At 51.7% G+C, this 18,544-nt stretch carries 14 protein-coding genes; 8 read left to right on the top strand and 6 right to left on the bottom strand.

What is annotated here, in order from left to right:
- The first annotated feature begins 81 nt into the window (after positions 1-81).
- Entirely contained in the window at positions 82-1,302 is a 1,221-nt protein-coding gene (gene carA / locus LDL70_RS10375) for a glutamine-hydrolyzing carbamoyl-phosphate synthase small subunit (protein WP_075656063.1), read from the top strand.
- A gap of 292 nt (positions 1,303-1,594) precedes the next feature.
- Here carA and LDL70_RS10380 read toward each other — a convergent pair whose 3' ends face one another.
- Complete coding sequence (locus LDL70_RS10380) at positions 1,595-2,506, bottom strand: neutral zinc metallopeptidase (protein ID WP_116087806.1); 912 nt, start codon at positions 2,504-2,506, stop codon at positions 1,595-1,597.
- A 322-nt stretch (positions 2,507-2,828) separates the two neighbouring features.
- Here LDL70_RS10380 and carB point away from each other — a divergent pair, with 322 nt between their 5' ends.
- Complete coding sequence (carB, locus tag LDL70_RS10385; protein ID WP_151159818.1) at positions 2,829-6,320, top strand: carbamoyl-phosphate synthase large subunit; 3,492 nt, start codon at positions 2,829-2,831, stop codon at positions 6,318-6,320.
- A gap of 15 nt (positions 6,321-6,335) precedes the next feature.
- On the opposite strand, the gene LDL70_RS10390 is transcribed toward carB, so the two are convergent.
- A complete protein-coding gene (locus LDL70_RS10390; protein WP_225685003.1) occupies positions 6,336-6,635 on the bottom strand; it encodes a hypothetical protein in 300 nt (99 codons plus the stop codon).
- A gap of 70 nt (positions 6,636-6,705) precedes the next feature.
- Here LDL70_RS10390 and LDL70_RS10395 point away from each other — a divergent pair, with 70 nt between their 5' ends.
- Positions 6,706-6,915 carry a cold-shock protein gene (locus LDL70_RS10395; RefSeq protein ID WP_022711712.1) on the top strand — a complete coding sequence of 70 codons (210 nt, stop codon included), beginning with the start codon at positions 6,706-6,708 and terminating at the stop codon, positions 6,913-6,915.
- 475 nt (positions 6,916-7,390) lie between these two features.
- Positions 7,391-8,593, top strand: coding sequence for a pyridoxal phosphate-dependent aminotransferase (locus LDL70_RS10400; RefSeq protein ID WP_116087809.1), 1,203 nt, complete (start codon positions 7,391-7,393; stop codon positions 8,591-8,593).
- 417 nt (positions 8,594-9,010) lie between these two features.
- Here LDL70_RS10400 and LDL70_RS10405 read toward each other — a convergent pair whose 3' ends face one another.
- Positions 9,011-9,916: a LysR family transcriptional regulator gene (locus LDL70_RS10405; RefSeq protein ID WP_022711710.1), complete on the bottom strand. Its 906-nt coding sequence runs from the start codon at positions 9,914-9,916 to the stop codon at positions 9,011-9,013.
- Positions 9,917-10,256: 340 nt separating this feature from the next.
- Positions 10,257-11,216 (bottom strand): thioredoxin-disulfide reductase, encoded by a 960-nt coding sequence (trxB, locus tag LDL70_RS10410; protein ID WP_225685004.1) that lies wholly within the window; start codon positions 11,214-11,216, stop codon positions 10,257-10,259.
- Between the two features lie 378 nt (positions 11,217-11,594).
- On the opposite strand from trxB, the gene LDL70_RS10415 reads away from it, so the two are divergent.
- Both LDL70_RS10415 and LDL70_RS10420 read left to right on the top strand, forming a co-directional pair.
- The gene (locus LDL70_RS10415) at positions 11,595-12,995 is read left to right on the top strand and encodes a TrkH family potassium uptake protein (protein ID WP_225688495.1); all 1,401 of its coding nucleotides are present in this window, start codon (positions 11,595-11,597) and stop codon (positions 12,993-12,995) included.
- 253 nt (positions 12,996-13,248) lie between these two features.
- A complete protein-coding gene (locus LDL70_RS10420; protein WP_022711706.1) occupies positions 13,249-13,719 on the top strand; it encodes an Lrp/AsnC family transcriptional regulator in 471 nt (156 codons plus the stop codon).
- A gap of 49 nt (positions 13,720-13,768) precedes the next feature.
- On the opposite strand, the gene LDL70_RS10425 is transcribed toward LDL70_RS10420, so the two are convergent.
- On the bottom strand, positions 13,769-14,848 hold the full coding sequence (locus LDL70_RS10425) for a glycosyltransferase family 4 protein (RefSeq protein ID WP_225685005.1): 1,080 nt from the start codon (positions 14,846-14,848) through the stop codon (positions 13,769-13,771).
- Positions 14,849-14,851: 3 nt separating this feature from the next.
- On the bottom strand, positions 14,852-15,325 hold the full coding sequence (gene greA / locus LDL70_RS10430; RefSeq protein WP_022711704.1) for a transcription elongation factor GreA: 474 nt from the start codon (positions 15,323-15,325) through the stop codon (positions 14,852-14,854).
- An 809-nt stretch (positions 15,326-16,134) separates the two neighbouring features.
- Here greA and LDL70_RS10435 point away from each other — a divergent pair.
- Positions 16,135-17,061 carry a DMT family transporter gene (locus LDL70_RS10435; RefSeq protein ID WP_022711703.1) on the top strand — a complete coding sequence of 309 codons (927 nt, stop codon included), beginning with the start codon at positions 16,135-16,137 and terminating at the stop codon, positions 17,059-17,061.
- 193 nt (positions 17,062-17,254) lie between these two features.
- Positions 17,255-18,430, top strand: a complete 1,176-nt coding sequence (locus tag LDL70_RS10440; protein WP_022711702.1) for an alpha/beta hydrolase — start codon at positions 17,255-17,257, stop codon at positions 18,428-18,430.
- Positions 18,431-18,544: the final 114 nt, after the last annotated feature.

Genomic DNA, 18,544 nt, shown 5'->3' on the forward strand with positions numbered 1-18,544 from the left:
ATAATTTATCCTTAAACTGATTCAAGTTTAAGGTGTTATGCTCTAACAGCACAGCGCGCAATTTTGATCAGGAGTGCCTCAATGACCGAAACCACACCCAAAACCGCACCCTGGACGACTTCCAAGCCAACAGCTGTTCTTGTTTTGGCGGATGGCACAGTGATCGAAGGCAAAGGTGTCGGCGCAGTCGGCGCGATTGAAGCGGAAGTCTGCTTCAACACCTCTCTCACCGGTTATCAGGAAGTTCTGACCGATCCGTCCTATGCAGGCCAGATCGTAACTTTTACATTCCCGCATATCGGCAATGTCGGCACCAATGAAGAAGACAGCGAGCGCCTAAATCCGGCCAGCCGCTCCGGCGCAGTCGGCACAATTATTAAGGCTGATATTACTGCCCCTTCAAACTACCGCGCCACACAGGATTTCGACAAGTGGCTGAAACAGCACGGCATTATCGGCCTCAGCAATGTTGATACACGCGCACTGACCGCCCTGATCCGTGAAAAAGGCGCAGCCAATGCCGTGATCGCTCACGATCCGAGCGGCAATTTCGACATTCCGGCTCTGAAAAAACGCGCTAGCGCTTGGGCTGGTCTCGTAGACCTCGACCTCGCTAAAGATGTTACTTCCGGCCAGTCTTCCGTATGGACAGAAAAGTCATGGGTCTGGAATGAAGGCTATGGCAGCCAGACAGAAGAACAGTTCCATGTCGTTGCGGTTGACTATGGCATCAAACGTAACATTCTGCGTCTGTTTGCAGATCTCGGCGGCAAGGTAACGGTTGTTCCGGCCACTGCAAGCGCTGAAGATATTCTGGCGCACAATCCGGACGGCGTATTCCTGTCCAACGGCCCTGGCGATCCGGCGGCTACCGGTGAATATGCAGTGCCAACCATTAAAAAACTGATCGAAACGGACATTCCGCTGTTTGGTATCTGCCTCGGCCACCAGATGCTGGCACTGGCAACAGGTGGCAAGACTGTAAAGATGCATCAGGGTCATCACGGCGGCAACCATCCGGTGAAAGATCACACAACCGGTAAAGTTGAAATCGTATCGATGAACCACGGTTTTGCGGTGGATGCGGACAGCCTGCCTTCAGGCGTGGAAGAAACTCACATCTCGCTGTTTGACGGTACAAATTGCGGATTGCGGATTATCGGCAAGCCGGTCTTCTCGGTACAGCACCATCCGGAAGCCTCTCCGGGTCCTGAAGACTCGTTCTACCTGTTCCGCCGCTTTATCAACCTGATCCGCGCACGCAAGGGTCAGGAACCTCTGCCGGAACGCGAAGCGGCCTGAGCTTAAAAGGACGCGAAGCGGCCTGAGCTTAAAAGGACGCGAAGCGGCCTGAGCTTAAAAGGACGCGAAGCGGCCTGAGATAAATATTCATAGACAAAATAAAAGGCCGGTGATTTTCACCGGCATTTTTCTATACTCGTAGTTTGATTTTTCTATCAAGCGCGAGGTCATATTCGGGATGATGACGTGGCGAAAATAGTGTCTTACGAGAACCGGAGCGGAGCGTACTATAGTACGTGAGTACCGGAAGCACAGGAAGGCGCTATTTGCAGACCGTCAGCACCCGAATATATTAAATGGGGTTGTTGAAAGTATCACAAGCATCAACCCGTCCCGTATCAAAGCCGCGCTTGAACCATTTGGCACGCTGCTCAGAGGTACCGTGGTTGAAGCTTTCCGGCACGACATAGCCCTGCGAACGCTTCTGCAAAGTATCGTCACCGATCTGATGGGCGGCGTTCAGAGCTTCTTCGAGATCACCCTGCTCCAGCAGGCCTTTCTGCTCGGTGAATTTACCCCAGACACCGGCAAAGCAATCGGCCTGCAATTCCACGCGCACGGACATGGCATTGGACTGCGCTTCACTCATGCTTTGACGCATCTGGTTAAATTTCGGCAGAATACCGAGCAGGTTCTGCACATGATGACCAACTTCATGCGACAGCACATAGGCATGAGCAAAATCACCGGAAGCGCCGAAACGCTTGTCCAGTTCACGGTAGAAACTCAGATCGATATAAACTTTCTGGTCGCCCGGGCAGTAGAAAGGTCCCGAGGCAGCAGAAGCAAATCCGCAGGCAGATCTTACCTGACCGTCAAACAGCACCAGAACCGGCTTTTTATAGGTCTGACCGGCAGACTGGAAAATACCGCTCCAGACTTCTTCTGTTTCTTTCAAGACAACACGACTGAAACTGGCCGCTTCATCATCAGCACGCGGCGTGGAAGCACCAATATTGGAAGAACCGCCGGACGTCTGTGTGCTCTGGATGGAGCCGTCACCGAACAGGATAGGCAGCGGATTAATACCGGCCATCCACAAAACAAGTGCCATCACACCCAGAATAAGAATGCCGGAAAGCCCGCCGCCGCGCACAACACGGAAACCCGGCCCGCCGAGTCCGCCACCGCCTCTCAGACCACCTCCGCCATTCCCACGGCGATCCTCAACATTGTCACTCTCTTCGCGACCTTGCCAGCGCATCAGCGCTCTCCTTATTTTACATAATTCTTTGGCAGCTATAATAAAACGGAAATGCTCTGCCCGCTACTCTGCCCACAGTCTATTTAGCAAAGATAAAACACAGGACATTTCAAAACAGGCTGACAACCGGTCAAATTTCAATAAGAATTGTTATAAACGCATATTTTCTCCCAAATAACGTATTTAAGGGGTTACTTTCCGCAAATTGATTACCTATAAGACACGCTTAGCCCAGACGCATCATATAGCCTCTGAACCCGACGGTCATACCGTTCGGGCTTTTGTCGCAGAGCCGAATAAGCGCTAAACACAGGATGAGACCATGCCAAAACGCACAGACATCAAATCGATTCTGATTATCGGAGCGGGACCAATTGTTATCGGTCAGGCATGTGAATTTGACTATTCAGGCACACAGGCCTGTAAAGCCCTGAAAGAAGAAGGGTACCGGATCATTCTGGTGAATTCCAATCCAGCCACGATCATGACAGATCCTGATCTGGCGGATGCTACATATATTGAGCCGATCACACCGGAAGTTGTTGCCAAGATCATCGCCAAAGAGCGCCCTGATGCGCTGCTGCCAACCATGGGCGGCCAGACTGCACTGAACACCGCGCTGTCGCTGAAGCGCATGGGCGTGCTTGACCGCTACAATGTGGAAATGATCGGCGCAGACGCCAAAGCCATTGATAAAGCCGAAGACCGCGCTTTGTTCCGCGAAGCCATGGCAAAAATCGGCCTTGAGACACCAAAGTCCATGCTGGCCAATGCCACGGACGTTAAAGACGAAGACCGCAAAGCCCATAAGATCAAACGTGAAGAGCTGAAAGCCAAGCTCTCCGGCGACGATCTCGACAAAGCACTCGACAAGCTGGAAACCGAATGGCAGCTCGGCGAAACTGACCGCAAGCAGCGCTACATGACCCATGCTATGGGTCTGGCAGCACAGGCGCTCGATCATGTTGGTCTGCCTGCCATTATCCGCCCGAGCTTTACCCTCGGCGGCACCGGCGGCGGCATTGCCTATAACCGTTCGGAATTCTTTGAAATCGTCGAAGGCGGCCTTGATGCCTCGCCGACCACCGAAGTACTGATTGAAGAATCCGTGCTCGGTTGGAAAGAATATGAAATGGAAGTTGTACGCGACAAAGCGGACAACTGCATCATCATCTGCTCGATCGAAAATATCGACCCGATGGGCGTTCACACCGGTGACAGTATCACTGTTGCCCCTGCCCTGACGCTGACTGATAAAGAATATCAGATCATGCGCGATGCTTCGATCGCAGTGCTGCGTGAAATCGGCGTTGAAACCGGCGGCTCAAACGTACAGTTCGCGGTTAATCCTGAAAACGGTCGTCTGATCGTTATTGAAATGAACCCGCGCGTGTCCCGCTCGTCAGCGCTGGCATCCAAAGCAACCGGCTTCCCGATTGCTAAAGTCGCCGCCAAGCTGGCTGTCGGCTACACCATGGACGAGCTGGAAAACGATATTACCGGCGGTGCAACACCTGCTTCGTTTGAACCAAGCATTGACTATGTTGTTACTAAAATCCCGCGTTTCGCTTTCGAGAAATTCCCGGGCGCCAATAATGTTCTGACCACCGCGATGAAATCGGTCGGTGAAGTGATGGCTATCGGCCGTACCTTCCAGGAAAGCCTGCAGAAAGCTCTGCGTGGTCTGGAAACAGGCCTGACCGGTCTTGATGAAATCGCAATCCCGAATATTGAAGACGGCGATGAAAAAGGCGCAATCCGCGCAGCTATCGGCACACCGACACCGGATCGTCTGCGCATGGTTGCACAGGCCATGCGTCTCGGCATGCCGCTTGATGAAATTCATGCAGCCTGCAAGATCGATCCTTGGTTCCTTGAGCAGATGGCCGAGATCGTTGCGACTGAAGATCGTGTCCGTGAACACGGTCTGCCGCAGGATGCGGAAAATATGCGCTATCTGAAAGCCATGGGCTTCTCAGACAGCCGCCTTGCAAGCCTGATCCGCAAAGATGCCAAGGATGTTGCCAAACATCGTGCAGAACTGAGCGTACATCCGATTTTCAAGCGCATTGATACCTGCGCTGCGGAATTCTCTTCACCAACGGCTTATATGTATTCGACCTATGAAACGCCGTTTGCAGGTGTTGAAGCCTGTGAAGCGGATGTATCCGAGCGCAAAAAAGTTGTGATCCTCGGCGGCGGTCCTAACCGTATCGGTCAGGGCATCGAGTTTGACTATTGCTGCTGCCATGCCGCCTTCGCGCTGAGCGATGCCGGTTATGAAGCGATCATGATCAACTGTAATCCGGAAACGGTTTCCACGGACTATGACACGTCAGACCGTCTGTATTTCGAGCCGCTGACCGATGAAGATGTGATCGAAATTCTGCGTAAAGAGCAGGAAAAAGGCACTCTGCACGGCGTGATCGTACAGTTCGGCGGCCAGACCCCGCTGAAACTCGCCAATGCACTGGAAAAAGCCAATATTCCAATCCTCGGCACCTCACCGGATGCGATCGATCTGGCGGAAGACCGTGACCGCTTCCAGAAGCTGCTGATCAAGCTCGGCCTCAACCAGCCGAAAAACGGCATTGCCTATTCCGTTGAACAGGCTCGCCTGATCGCTGCTGACCTCGGCTTCCCGCTGGTGGTTCGTCCGTCTTATGTTCTGGGTGGCCGCGCCATGCAGATCATTCATGATGAGCGTATGCTGCAGAAATATCTGCTGGAAACTGTGCCTGAACTGGTGACCGAAGATATTAAAGCCAAATATCCGAATGATAAAACCGGCCAGATCAACACCCTGCTGGGCAAAAATCCGCTGCTGTTTGATACCTATCTGACCGATGCTATCGAAGTGGATGTGGACTGCCTCTGCGACGGTAAAGACGCTTATGTTGCCGGTATCATGGAACATATCGAAGAAGCCGGCATTCACTCCGGTGACTCAGCCTGCTCCCTGCCGGTTCACACTCTGAGCGATGAAATCGTTGCTGAACTTGAACGCCAGACGATTGCCATGGCCAAAGCGCTCAATGTCGGCGGTCTGATGAACGTGCAATATGCGATCAAAGACAATGTAGTCTATGTGCTTGAGGTCAATCCGCGTGCATCGCGTACCGTGCCTTTCGTGGCTAAAACCAACGGCACACCGATTGCCAAGGTTGCGGCACGCATTATGGCCGGTGAAAGCCTCGAACAGGCACTGGCTGCCTATGGCGGCAAGCCTGATGTGAAAGCACAGCGCCACATCGCCGTGAAGGAAGCTGTGTTCCCGTTCGCCCGCTTCCCGGGTGTGGACACCCTGCTCGGACCTGAAATGCGCTCGACCGGTGAAGTCATGGGTCTCGACTATGACTATGCACTGGCCTTTGCAAAATCACAGCTCGGCGCAGGCGTTGATCTGCCACGCGATGGCACAGTATTTGTCTCCGTCCGTGATGAAGACAAAGCGCGTATCGTAGCGCCTGTTAAGCGTCTGGCAGACCTCGGCTTTAAAGTTCTGGCAACCGGCGGCACACAGCGCTATCTGGCTGAACAGGGCATCGAAGCCACCAAAGTCAACAAGGTTCTGGAAGGCCGTCCGCATATTGAAGACGCCATCCGCAACCGTCAGGTGCATATTGTCTTCAACACCACAGACAGCGTCAGCGCGGTTTCCGACAGCAAGTCGATCCGCCGTGCGACCCTGATGCACAAACTGCCATATTACACCACACTGGCTGGTGCAGAGGCGGTTTCTGAAGCGATTGCCGCGCTCAAGGCCGGATCACTGGAAGTTCGTCCATTGCAGGATTACTTCAAGAAAGCCTGATAAGCACATAAACGATCAAGCAAAAGGCAGTCTTATAAGGCTGCCTTTTGTGTTTTCAGCACTGTAATTCCTGCTCCGGATACATCGCTCCCCTGCATTGAACTCTACAGAGATACTTTTCGGAGAGCGGTGATTTGCAGAAATATTCTCACGCGTTGTAAAGGTTTCCCGGAGATTTATTCTCCGTCCATGTGCGATTTCCTGAGAAGCCGCCTTGTATTGGTCAAAAATGTCGCATATGTTGAGTTCATCGAATTTTCGGTCGAGTGATTTTGCGGCCCGCACGGCAACGCCTTGCTTCTCATGATCTTCCATCAACAACTTCGATCCACCGGGAACGTCGCAAGGCGAACCTGAATTTACTATGAACTTGAAGGAATTTCCCATGGCTACGGGAACAGTTAAGTGGTTCAACACGACCAAGGGTTTCGGTTTTATTCAGCCTGATCAGGGCGGCACAGACGTGTTCGTTCATATCTCCGCTGTACAGCGCGCTGGCTTGGCTCAGCTCGATGAAGGCCAGAAAGTCACCTATGAAATCGTGCAGGACCGCCGCTCTGGTCGTTCATCTGCCGACAACCTCGTTGCAATGTAATTTGCGATAAGGTTAAGAGCTGCATTTCATGCGGCTCAGGGTTGAGATACAGGGCGTTGAGGTCACACTGACTGACAATCTGGGATCGAATAAAAGGCGGGTTTTCCCGCCTTTTCTTTTTTCTGCACATCCCAAATATAAAACGCCGCAATTACGCTGCGATGCAAAAGCTTTCCTTGCACTTTGCCTGTGATTGCGACATAAAGCTGTAGCCTCTGACTGAACAGTCCGGCTCTATATCAGCGTTGCTCCCCACCGGCATAAACAGCCTCAAAACTGTAAACTCCCCGGATATCATATGCGACCAGATCAATCTGCGCTCGCGAAGGGCTCAACAACGTCGCTATAGCGGCTGCTCAGGCACCGGCAGCAACGCTTAAACACACGCGGTTGAGGAGATTGCGCTGTGTCTGAGGTTTTCTTTTATCCTCCGGCTATTCAGCCGGATCGCCAGTTCCATTCAGGAGTAATGATCATGGCATTCCTCGCCGACGCACTGTCCCGCGTAAAACCATCTGCCACAATCGCTGTCAGCCAGAAAGCACGTGAGCTGAAAGCTAAGGGCAAAGATGTTATCAGCCTTGGTGCAGGTGAGCCGGATTTTGATACCCCTGATAATATTAAGCAGGCAGCCATCGACGCAATCACCCGCGGCGAAACCAAATATACCCCTGTTTCCGGTATTCCTGAACTGCGCAAGGCAATTGCTGCGAAGTTCAAGCGTGAAAACGGTCTGGATTACACCTGGGAACAGACCATTGTCGGTACCGGCGGCAAGCAGATCCTGTTCAATGCATTGATGGCAACCCTCAATCCGGGTGATGAAGTTATCATCCCTGCGCCTTACTGGGTAAGCTATCCGGAAATCGTTGCCCTGTGCGGCGCAACACCGGTGACTGTTGAAACCACAATGGACAACCAGTTCAAACTGCAGGCCGCCGATCTGGAAGCTGCGATCACGCCAAAAACCAAATGGCTGATCCTCAACATGCCTTCCAACCCGACAGGTGCCGCTTATTCTGAAAGCGAAATCAAAGCGCTGACCGATGTGCTGCTGCGTCATCCGCAGGTCTGGATCCTGACCGACGATATGTATGAGCATCTCGTTTACGGCGAATTCAAATTCATGACCCCTGCGCAGGTTGAGCCAAAGCTCTATGACCGCACACTGACCATGAACGGCGTTTCCAAAGCCTATGCCATGACCGGCTGGCGCATTGGTTATGCAGCAGGCCCGCTGCAGCTGATTAAAGCTATGGATATGGTTCAGGGGCAGCAGACCTCCGGTGCCTCCTCCATCGCACAATGGGCAGCGGTTGAAGCTCTCAACGGCCCGCAGGATTTCATCGAAAAGAACAAGGCAATCTTTCAGGGGCGCCGCGATCTCGTTGTTTCCATGCTCAATCAGGCCAGCGGCATCACCTGCCCGACACCGGAAGGCGCATTCTACGTCTATCCGTCCTGTGCAGGTCTGATCGGCAAAACCGCACCTTCGGGCAAGGTTATCGAAACCGACGAAGATTTCGTATCTGAATTGCTGGAAGCTGAAGGCGTAGCCGTTGTTCACGGTTCAGCCTTTGGTCTCGGACCAAACTTCCGTATTTCCTATGCGACTTCAGAAGAGTTGCTGGAAGAAGCCTGCATCCGCATTCAGCGTTTCTGCGCTTCCCTGCGCTAATACGAAACGCATAAAGCGTCTGAAGCCCCGAACATATCGTTCGGGGCTTTTTTATTGCGCACAAAACTCTGCCTGCATAAGCAGGGTCACATGGAATATGAAAAAAGGGATGGTTTTTGTCGCCCTGAAATTTGGACAAAAAAAAGCCGGACATAAGCCCGGCTTGGAATTTTGAAGGCGTCATATGGACAAGCCTTCAGAGGGGAACACTTAGGATGCGCAATGGGAGGAGGAGACGCATCACTAAGATGAGTTGTATATGCTCCTTTAAGCCTGATTTCACAACGCCCGATATTGCAAAGCAGCCATGCATTTTCAGATAGCTCAGCATCTTGAAACCGGTTTTTCTGCACAGATGGGCGTTAAACAACAAAAAAGCCGGTAAAACCGGCTCTTTTTAACGTCAATTGGTCTGTTTCAGAAGGACCAGTTTCTCGCTTTGGAGAAAATGAAATCACGGAAAACATGCAGCTTGGCCGCATTTTTCAACGCTTCCGGATAACAGAAGAATGTATCGAAGGAAGGAATCTCTCCCAAAGCCGGCAACAAACGCACCAGCCCTGATGTTTTATCGACCATATAATCCGGCAGAACCCCGATCCCGACACCACTGAGAACCGCGCGGCGGATGGAAAGCAGATTATTGACCTGCAAGGTCGGAATGCGCGCACCGCCATCTGTGCGGCCTGCTGTTTCCAGCCAGTTCAGCCCCATCAGATAGGACGGCGCAGATTCACCAAAGGTTACAATGCGATGCTCATCCAGCTCTTCAATAGCATTGAGCTTGCCATATTTGGCAATATAGCCTTCAGATGCATAAACATGCATATGCACGGTAAACATGCGGCGCTGGATCAGATCCGGCTGCTGCGGCTGGCGCAAACGCAAAGCACAATCCGCATGACGCATGGTCAGATCGAGCTCTTCATCATCGAGAATGAGCTGCACCTGCACATCCGGATAGAGATCGGCAAATTCTTCCATCCGCTCGATCAGCCAGCCGGAACCAAGCCCGACCGTTGTCGTCACACGCAGGCGACCGGAAGGCTTTTCACGGTTTTCATTGAGTTTGGAGCGGACATTTTCCAGCTTCATCAGCACATCATGTGCTGTGCGATACAAAACTTCGCCCTGTTCAGTCAGAATAAGGCCACGCGCATGACGATAGAACAGCGCCACACCGACATCCTGCTCAAGCGCGCTGACCTGACGCGAAATCGCAGATTGCGACAAATGCAATGTCTGCGCCGCGTGGGTAAACGAGCCGGCCTCAGCAGCGGCATGAAAAATGCGTAGCTTATCCCAGTCAAGTGGTGCCACCACACTATCCCCTTTTCATGCAATGCCCGCCTTTATAGCAACGGACATTGCTTTTCATCCTCCGGCACAATGCGGTTCATCCGCTATGCACTTCCCATTTCAACTTCTCGCCGATGTCCGACAGTAAATCAGAATCAGCTTATAACTGCCACAAGACAAAGAACTAAATTTTGTGGCAACTTTAAAGAGCCAGAGCATTTTCAACAAAAACGAAAACCGGTTTTGCAAAGAAAATGTAGCCGAAACAAAGAAACAAAGCGATTTTGCGATTCAGGGTCATTCAAAACCGCTCTGCAGTGCAGAATTATCAGGTGCCGGTTGTTTAAACCACGAGCTTAACGGCTCAGGCTTCCGGTTGTGCCGCCAGCCAGCGTTCAGCTTCAAGCGCAGCCATACAGCCCATACCTGCCGCAGTTACAGCCTGACGGAAAATATCATCCGTCACGTCACCGGCAGCAAATACACCTTCAATGCTTGTCGCGGTTGAATCCGGTGCAGTCCACAAATAACCGCTATCCTTCATCTTCAGCTGATCTTTGAACAATGACACCGCCGGTGCGTGACCGATTGCGACAAACACACCATCAGTTTTCACCTCGGTAATCGCACCGCTCACCGTATCTTTGAGCCTTGCGCCGGTTACAACCGGCCCCATAGGCGGATTGGCAGGACTACCGGTAATTTCCTCGACTGCATGATTCCAGATGATTTTTACATTTTCGCGCTTCAGCAGACGTTCCTGAAGAATTTTTTCGGCACGGAAACTGTCACGGCGATGCACAACAGTAACTGATTGAGCGATATGCGAAAGATACAGCGCTTCTTCGACAGCAGTATTACCGCCGCCAACCACGATCACATCCTTGCCGCGATAGAAAAAACCGTCACAGGTTGCACAGGCAGACACACCGCCGCCCATGAAATGCTGCTCGCTTTCAAGACCAAGCCATTTGGCCTGCGCACCGGTCGCAATAATCACAACATCACTGGTAAACACCGCACCGCTGTCGGTTTTCGCCGTGAACGGACGCTTTGACAGATCAACTTCCGACACCAGATCATAGACAATTTCAGCGCCGACATTTTCAGCCTGTTTGGCCATTTGCTCCATCATCCACGGCCCCTGCACGGTTTCTGCATAGCCCGGATAATTTTCAACATCGGTGGTAATCATCAGCTGACCGCCCTGCTCCAGACCGGTGATGATAACCGGTTTCAGCATGGCACGAGCCGCATAAATAGCTGCCGTATAACCGGCAGGTCCTGAACCGATAATGAGGACAGGAACATGGCGCTGTGTCATAGACTTTTCTCTTTCCGCGTAACTTCATTGCCGCGCATTACAGAATAAAATCCGTATTGCACCCAGATAGTGTGAAACTAGGTTTCGCAGTCTCCGATTACAAGCTGAAGCGGGGCTTAATCACAGGCAAGTTTATCCATCGGTCAGAAAACCGCGCTTGTGTTTCTGAGAAGTCACAAATCGGCTTTTGTGTCTGCCCCCCCATAGGAAATGCATAAAAATTTTGCTAGATTCCTATAGTTTTCCTATAGAGTTACCAAACCCGTGCTGCTTTACGCATAAACAGGCAGTCCTGCTGACGGGAAGAGTTATTACAGCCGAGAGGGCAGGATCATATTTCGCTTCGTTAGTAATATTTGCGCGCGTTTAGGCATGATGATGGCCGTCGCTATGCTGTTTCCTGCAATGTTTGACCTGCGCGACGGCACACCGGACTGGCTGATTTTCATCCGTTCTTCCCTGTTTACCGCCGTTGTATCGTCACTGGTCTTTCTCTCCACGCAAAACAGTCATATCCGCTTTTCGCCGCGTCTCGGCTTTCTGCTCACTGTCTCGCTCTGGGTAACGGCAGCCCTGCTCGGCTCAATTCCGTTTTACTTCTCCCATTTGCCGATCAGCTTTGCGACAGCCCTGTTTGAATCCACATCCGGCATTACCGCCACCGGCTCCACAGCATTGACCGGTCTCGACCAGATGCCGCGCGGCATTCTGATCTGGCGCTCATTGCTATGCTGGATCGGCGGTATCGGGTTTATCGGTTTGGCACTGTTGCTGCTACCGTCTCTGCGTATCGGCGGCGTCCAGCTTTTCCATATGGAATCTTCGGACAAGTCCGAGAAAATTCTGCCACGCGTCAATCAGCTGGCGATCGGCATCATTGTCGCTTATTGCGGTCTGACTATCCTGTGTATTGTTGCATATTTTGCCGCCGGAATGGGCATGTTTGATGCCATCAATCACGGGCTGACCACGATCTCCACGGCCGGTTATTCGACTCATGACAGTTCTTTCGGTTTTTTTGACGGTAATAAAGCCATCCTGATTGTGGCTATGGTCTTTATGACGCTCGGCTCCCTGCCGTTCATTCTTTTCATCAAAGCTGTCATTCCGCAGCAAATGCCCAATCTGCTTGATCCGCAGGTTAAACTATTCCTGTCGTTGACCCTTATTTTCACATTCGGGCTGGCAGTGATGCTGCGCATCAGCTCCGATATGCCTTTCGGCACTGCTTTGCTGACCGCAGGCTTCCATTTCATTTCCGTTATCACCACCACCGGTTTTGCAATGGAAGATTACACACTTTGGGGCCCTGCGGCGGTCGGCGTATTCTTTCTTGCCTCCTTTATCGGCGGCTGTGCCGGTTCCACCTCCGGCGGTATGAAAATCAACCGCATCATCATTTTGTGGCGCACAACACAAGCCAGCCTCACCCGTCTGGTCATGCCTCACGCTGTTGTCAAAGCCCGCTACGGCACATCGGAAATCACACCGGATATTGCCCAGAGCGCCCTGCTCTATTTGTTTCTGTATTTTGCCTCGCTGGTGCTGGGCACTATGGCATTGTCCATCTTCGGGCTGGATTTTGTCTCCGCCTTTACCGGCGCGCTTACCGCCCTCTCCAATGTCGGCCCCGGCCTTGGCGAAACCATCGGCCCTGCAGGCAACTTCTCCACCATCAATGACAATGCGCTCTGGGTGCTGAGCTATCTGATGCTCGCCGGACGTCTGGAACTGATTACTGTGGTCATTCTGTTCACCCGTGCCTTTTGGGTACGCTGAACAGTGACAATCACGAAAAACTGATCCGGTTCCGGAAAAGAAAATGATGCAGAATGGTTGATAATTTCAATTAACCATTCTCATTGTTTCATTCATGATATAATGCAATGACTCTAAAGCAATTCTTGGAAAGCCCGTCACTGGCACTGAGCCTTGCATTGTTGTTATATAATTGCTTTATGCACTTCTGAGACTTCCATTCTGCCTCCGGCAGTTCACAGCCCTTTTATTGCCACCCTCTTACGGAGTTCCTATGCCGATTAAGGTTGATCTTGATGATATTGACTGGAAAATTCTGCGGGAACTGCAAAATGACGGGCGGATGACAAATGTCGAGCTGGCGGAACGCGTCGGTATCTCGGCACCGCCATGCCTGCGCCGTGTACGCAAGCTTGAAGAAAGCGGCATCATTCAGGGCTATCAGGCGATCATTAAAGGTGAAGCTGTCGGTCAGGATCTGGTGGCTTTCTGCTCAGTCGGCCTGAAACACCAGTCCGATGGCGAATTGAAAGCCTTTGCCGAGAAAACCAAATCCTGGTCACTGGTGCGCCGCGCATGGATGGTGTCCGGTGAATCCGATTTTCTGCTGCATTGCGTTGCACCAAATCTCAACGCCTTCCAGACTTTTGTGATTGAAGAACTGACCGCGACGCCGAATGTGGATTCCGTGCGCACAGCACTGACCATCAAGCCGGTCAAAGACGAAGTTCTGATCGCAATTTAAAAGCGACATATCTCTGAATATTAAAAAAGCCGGTGAAAACCGGCTTTATTTATGCCTGCTCGAAAATCCGTTGGTAGAAATCACCGATTGTCTTCGCTTCGCGTTCCAGCGGGAAAAACTCACGCACCCGCTGCAAGCCTTTTTCCGCATGTTGTGCGGCAAGTGCGGGGTCACGCAGATAATTTTCAATCGCAGGTGCCATAGTCGCACCGGACGGCACAACATAACCGGTTTCACCTTCAACCACGATTTCCGGATAGGCACCGGCATCGCTGGTCACCACTGCGGTTTGCGAAGCCATGGCTTCAAGCGGCGTCAGGCCAAAACCTTCGGTGCGGGACGGCGCCACATAGACATCCAGACGGCGATACCATGCACTGATACTGTCGCCCGCAGGATCGGCACTGACAAACGGCACCTCACCCAGAAACATAATCCGGTCAGCCAAACCCGCTTTTCTGACCTTTTCCTGCAGTTCTTTTTCAAAGCCAACATGCTCAGCTGTAGCACGCCCTGCCACCACGGCCGTCCAGTCAGGATAGCACGGCAGCAGTTCAATCATCGCATCGACAAAAAGGTCTGTGCCTTTCTGATGCCGCACACGGCCAAAACAGCCAATGGCATATTTTCCGGGCAGACCGGTTGCCGCGAAACGATCCTGCGCGCTTTGCGGCGGGCGGAACTGTTCCAGATCAATACCATGCATGCTGACAGTATTCGGCACGTCCAGATAGCTCGCCGTGCGGCCACTGGTTGCCAGAACACCGTCCATACGACGGATCAGCCATTTGGTAAATTTCTTATGATGGCGCTGTGAAGCCGAGGTAAAAATCACCTTCAGCTTCATCCGCAGCACATCGCGCATCACAATACCGGCCAGCATTTCAACATTGCGGCGGGCATGCCAGATGCGGAATTTTTTGCCGGACGCAGGCCTGCGCCATAATCCGGCAAGGTCACGCAAATTCACATGCGGAAGATCATCCGGCAATCCCCGCCCGACAGCTGCAATCCTGATCCCCATTTTGCGTTGCACCGGCACCAGCTGGACAATCGTCGAGGTGACGCCGGAGAGACGCTTTTTAAAATTCGGAGCCAGAATATCAGTGTCAGAAAGGGATACGCGCACTGGTTAAATAAATCTCATACCAAGGATTTCATAGGAACGGGCGCCGCCCGGTGCATTGAATTCCACAGTATCGCCTGCGCTTTTACCGATCAAGGCACGCGCAATCGGTGACGAGATAGAAATGCGGCCTTTTTTAACATCCGCTTCCTGATCGCCGACGATCTGATAAATGCGCTCTTCTTCGGTGTCTTCATCAATGAGCGTAACAGTCGCGCCGAATTTGATGGTCGTGCCTGTCAGCTTTGAAATATCGATCACTTCAGCACGGGCGATAAAGTCTTCAACTTCACCGATACGGCCTTCATTGAGGCTCTGTGCTTCTTTGGCTGCATGATATTCGGCATTTTCAGAAAGATCGCCGTGCGCGCGCGCTTCCGAAATCGCCTCGATAATGCGCGGACGCTCTTCCTGCTGACGCCAGCGCAGTTCCTCTTTCAGCTGATCGAAGCCAGCCTGTGTCATAGGGAACTTTTCCATGCCCTGTCCTTTCTCATGCCTGATGCGCGGTCTTCAATCGCGCTAAAGCACTCCGCAGCCTTAAAACCACGAAAATGCAGAAACAAAAAATGAGACTATCTTCCGGCTAGCAAAGCACCATGCGCCCTGTCGGGTGCACAAAGGTTGCTCTAACATTTATATTTACAGCGTAATTTTACCTTAAGCTGTTTCAGGCTTAAGGAATTATGCTGCAGCAGCCGGAGAACACCCCCGAGACTCAAAAATAAAACGGTCGCCGAAGCGGTGCTTCGGAACCGTTCATCATTCATCATCTGTTTCAGTTATCGTGCCAGCTTTGCAAACAAAAAGAAAGAGCAAAAAGCATCGGCAAAAAACTTGTGAAAAACTCGGAGCCTGCCCGCCCCGCGCCAAGCTTTTCTGAAACATTTTTTAAAAAAAACAGATCTTTTTTACTGAAAACCTGTGACAGCTTTTACATGAACACAACAGCATGAAAACGCTGAAACAATATATAAGACTTCAGTATAAAGTATTATAAGTCCGAAAATTTCAAAAAAAACTACAGCTGACAGCGTGAGAATCATTTCGGATATACGTTGTAACATCATATATTATGCTGAAATCCGGCTTGCTTTCCTGCAATAATACAGCATAGTGACCGCGGTTCAGCACATAGTCTCAGCCTGCTCAGATCCGGTTTGCCCTCAGCTCTGTCGCGTATCATACAGAGAAAAGCAGTTCCGGCCTGCCGGACAGTTCCGTCTTCCGCAAGACAAACATGATCTGAACTGTAACGATCCACGTTTATTGCATTCCGCAGGCATATCATGACCCAGTCACGCGCTAATTTATTGCTTCTTTTTGCCGGCCTGATCTGGGGTCTTGGCTTTGTTGCCCAGTCAACCGCCATGGAAAATATCGGCCCGCTGACCTTTATCGGCCTGCGCTTTATCGTGGCCACAGCAACAGTTGCGCCTTTTGCCTTTATGGAAGCCGGACGTGCATCCAAACCGCTTTCCTTTTCCGATCATAAAGCCTTCATGATTCTCGGCAGCATGTTGTTTTCCGGTATGGTTCTGCAGCAAACCGGCCTGCTCACCACTTCCGTCACCAATGCAGGCTTTCTCACCGGTCTTTATGTTGTGCTGGTGCCGATTTTAGGCGTGATTTTATTTTCCCAATGGCCGCATCCGGTCGTCTGGATTTGCGCAGTACTCAGCCTTACAGGCATATTCATGCTGTCCGGCGGTTCGCTTGACGGTTTCAGTCAAGGCGACTGGCTGATGATTGCCGGTGCATTTTTCTGGGCTTTGCAAGGGCTGTTCATTGCCCGTTATGCATTGCGTATCGGCAGACCGGTCACCATGGCCTGCGTTCAGTTCGCGGTCGTTGCATTTGCCGGCATTGTTTGCGCTGCGATTTTTGAACAGATCGAATGGCAGACCATTCAGGCCGCAGCGCCGGAAATTCTGTTTACCGGCATGTTCTCATCCGGCGTGGCGTTTACATTGCAAGCCATCGGCACCCGTTACACCAGCGCACCGCAGGCAGCTATTTTCCTGTCTTCCGAAGCTTTATTCGCAGCCCTGTTCGGCGCAATCCTGCTCGGTGAACGTCTGCCATTTATCGGCCTTGCCGGTTGTGCGCTGATTTTCCTGTCCATGCTGATGGTCGAAATTGTACCCCGTCTGCGCTTCAAAAAACCGGCAACCGGCAAGACAAGTCTTTCAGAGGTTCCGGCAGAAAACCTGTAAACCAAGCCGTTACAGCTATGGTTTAAAAGACACGACAGCGCGTTAAACCGCCGGATTTATCTGTGCGGTTTAGTTTTACAGATTGCCAGACTTGTTAATTACTGCTTTTAAAAACACTGAACATCCGGTTACGTACACGGAAGATGTTCCGCTTGGTTGAACAGTAACAGGCTTGGCAAGGATAGAGCAGCGAATGACTCGTATTTTGTTTCTGGCATTCGTTTCCATCATTATCAGCGGCTGCACCGGCTCCCGCGCGGTACTCTGGCACGGCCCCAATTCCAATCCGGCTTCTGTAGCTGCGGCCAATGCTGCCATCATCAAACCGGCTCAGCCAGCTTCCGTCGTCCCTGTTTATGTAGCCACAAGCCGTCAGCGCAGCGATGATTTTTCAATGCCTTACAATGCGAAACGTTCAGACAAGCTGAATTTTTCACGCGTTGATATCGGCATCCCGAAATCCCATGTGAAAGGCGTTGTGGAAAAGACCGGCTATAAGCCGGATCCGGCCAAGCATTTCGCGGCAGTCAGCTTCCAGCCTTTTGATAACAGCCAGATTTTCGTCAATCAGCTGAATCAGGCTCTGGATCAGCACTCGGCAAAAGATCAGGAACTGCTGATCTTTGTGCATGGCTATAACAATAATTTTGCGGACAGCACGTTCCGTGCAGCCCAGTTTACCCATGATTACGGGTTAAAATCCGTGACCGTGCATTATGCATGGCCGTCTGCGGCCTCGCTCGGCCTTTATGTTTATGACCGCGACAGCGCCAATTTTGCGCGCGACGGTCTGGCAGAATTGCTGAAACTGGCATCAAAGACCAAAGCCAAACGGATTTTGCTGGTTGGGCACTCCATGGGCAGTTTCGTCACCATGGAAGCCCTGCGCACATTGGCACTCAATGAAGAGCGGACTGCACTGAACCGTCTGACCAATGTTCTGCTGGCCGCCCCTGATATTGATCTGGATGTGTTTGAAAAGCAGGTCAAAGATGTGAAGCCTCTGCCTCCTATGGCCGTTCTGGTTTCGCGCAATGACAGCGCGCTGAATATTTCAGGCCGCATTACCGGCGGACATTCCCGCGTCGGCGACGGCTCCAGCATTGAAACGCTGCAGAAATATGGCATTGCCGTGCTGGATGCCAGCACGGTTGATGGCGGAGATCACAGTGTCTTTGCCTCTTCGCCAACGCTGATGGCACTGGTTAGTGACGGCAGCCTTTCCTTCAATACTTTGAAAGGCGAAGGTCAGACATCCGGTCAGGCCATATTGGCCGATGGTACAAATGTGATTACCGGTGCCGCTTCTATGGTTATCTATCTTCCGGGACGTATTTTAACTGCGGCTGCCACAGGCTTTCAGCAATAGTTTCAAGCTCTCACACCATCCCCGACCTGTTTTGACTTCGGGGGTGGTGTAAAATCTGTTTTCTGCAGTAACCACATTTTGCAATATTGATTTTATCCCTATCAATAAAAGCCT

The sequence above is a fragment of the Pseudochrobactrum sp. XF203 genome, from assembly GCF_020341615.1.
Classification (GTDB): Bacteria; Pseudomonadota; Alphaproteobacteria; order Rhizobiales; family Rhizobiaceae; genus Pseudochrobactrum; species Pseudochrobactrum saccharolyticum.

Excerpts from the sequence above, each read along its gene's own strand:
- LDL70_RS10420 (WP_022711706.1), top strand. The coding sequence starts at position 13,249 with ATGCCGATTAAGGTTGATCTTGATGATATTGACTGGAAAATTCTGCGG.
- LDL70_RS10415 (WP_225688495.1), top strand. The coding sequence starts at position 11,595 with ATGGCCGTCGCTATGCTGTTTCCTGCAATGTTTGACCTGCGCGACGGC.
- LDL70_RS10400 (WP_116087809.1), top strand. The coding sequence starts at position 7,391 with ATGGCATTCCTCGCCGACGCACTGTCCCGCGTAAAACCATCTGCCACA.
- LDL70_RS10380 (WP_116087806.1), bottom strand. The coding sequence starts at position 2,506 with ATGCGCTGGCAAGGTCGCGAAGAGAGTGACAATGTTGAGGATCGCCGT.
- carA (WP_075656063.1), top strand. The coding sequence starts at position 82 with ATGACCGAAACCACACCCAAAACCGCACCCTGGACGACTTCCAAGCCA.
- LDL70_RS10390 (WP_225685003.1), bottom strand. The coding sequence starts at position 6,635 with ATGGAAGATCATGAGAAGCAAGGCGTTGCCGTGCGGGCCGCAAAATCA.
- carB (WP_151159818.1), top strand. The coding sequence starts at position 2,829 with ATGCCAAAACGCACAGACATCAAATCGATTCTGATTATCGGAGCGGGA.
- LDL70_RS10395 (WP_022711712.1), top strand. The coding sequence starts at position 6,706 with ATGGCTACGGGAACAGTTAAGTGGTTCAACACGACCAAGGGTTTCGGT.
- LDL70_RS10435 (WP_022711703.1), top strand. The coding sequence starts at position 16,135 with ATGACCCAGTCACGCGCTAATTTATTGCTTCTTTTTGCCGGCCTGATC.
- greA (WP_022711704.1), bottom strand. The coding sequence starts at position 15,325 with ATGGAAAAGTTCCCTATGACACAGGCTGGCTTCGATCAGCTGAAAGAG.
- trxB (WP_225685004.1), bottom strand. The coding sequence starts at position 11,216 with ATGACACAGCGCCATGTTCCTGTCCTCATTATCGGTTCAGGACCTGCC.
- LDL70_RS10440 (WP_022711702.1), top strand. The coding sequence starts at position 17,255 with ATGACTCGTATTTTGTTTCTGGCATTCGTTTCCATCATTATCAGCGGC.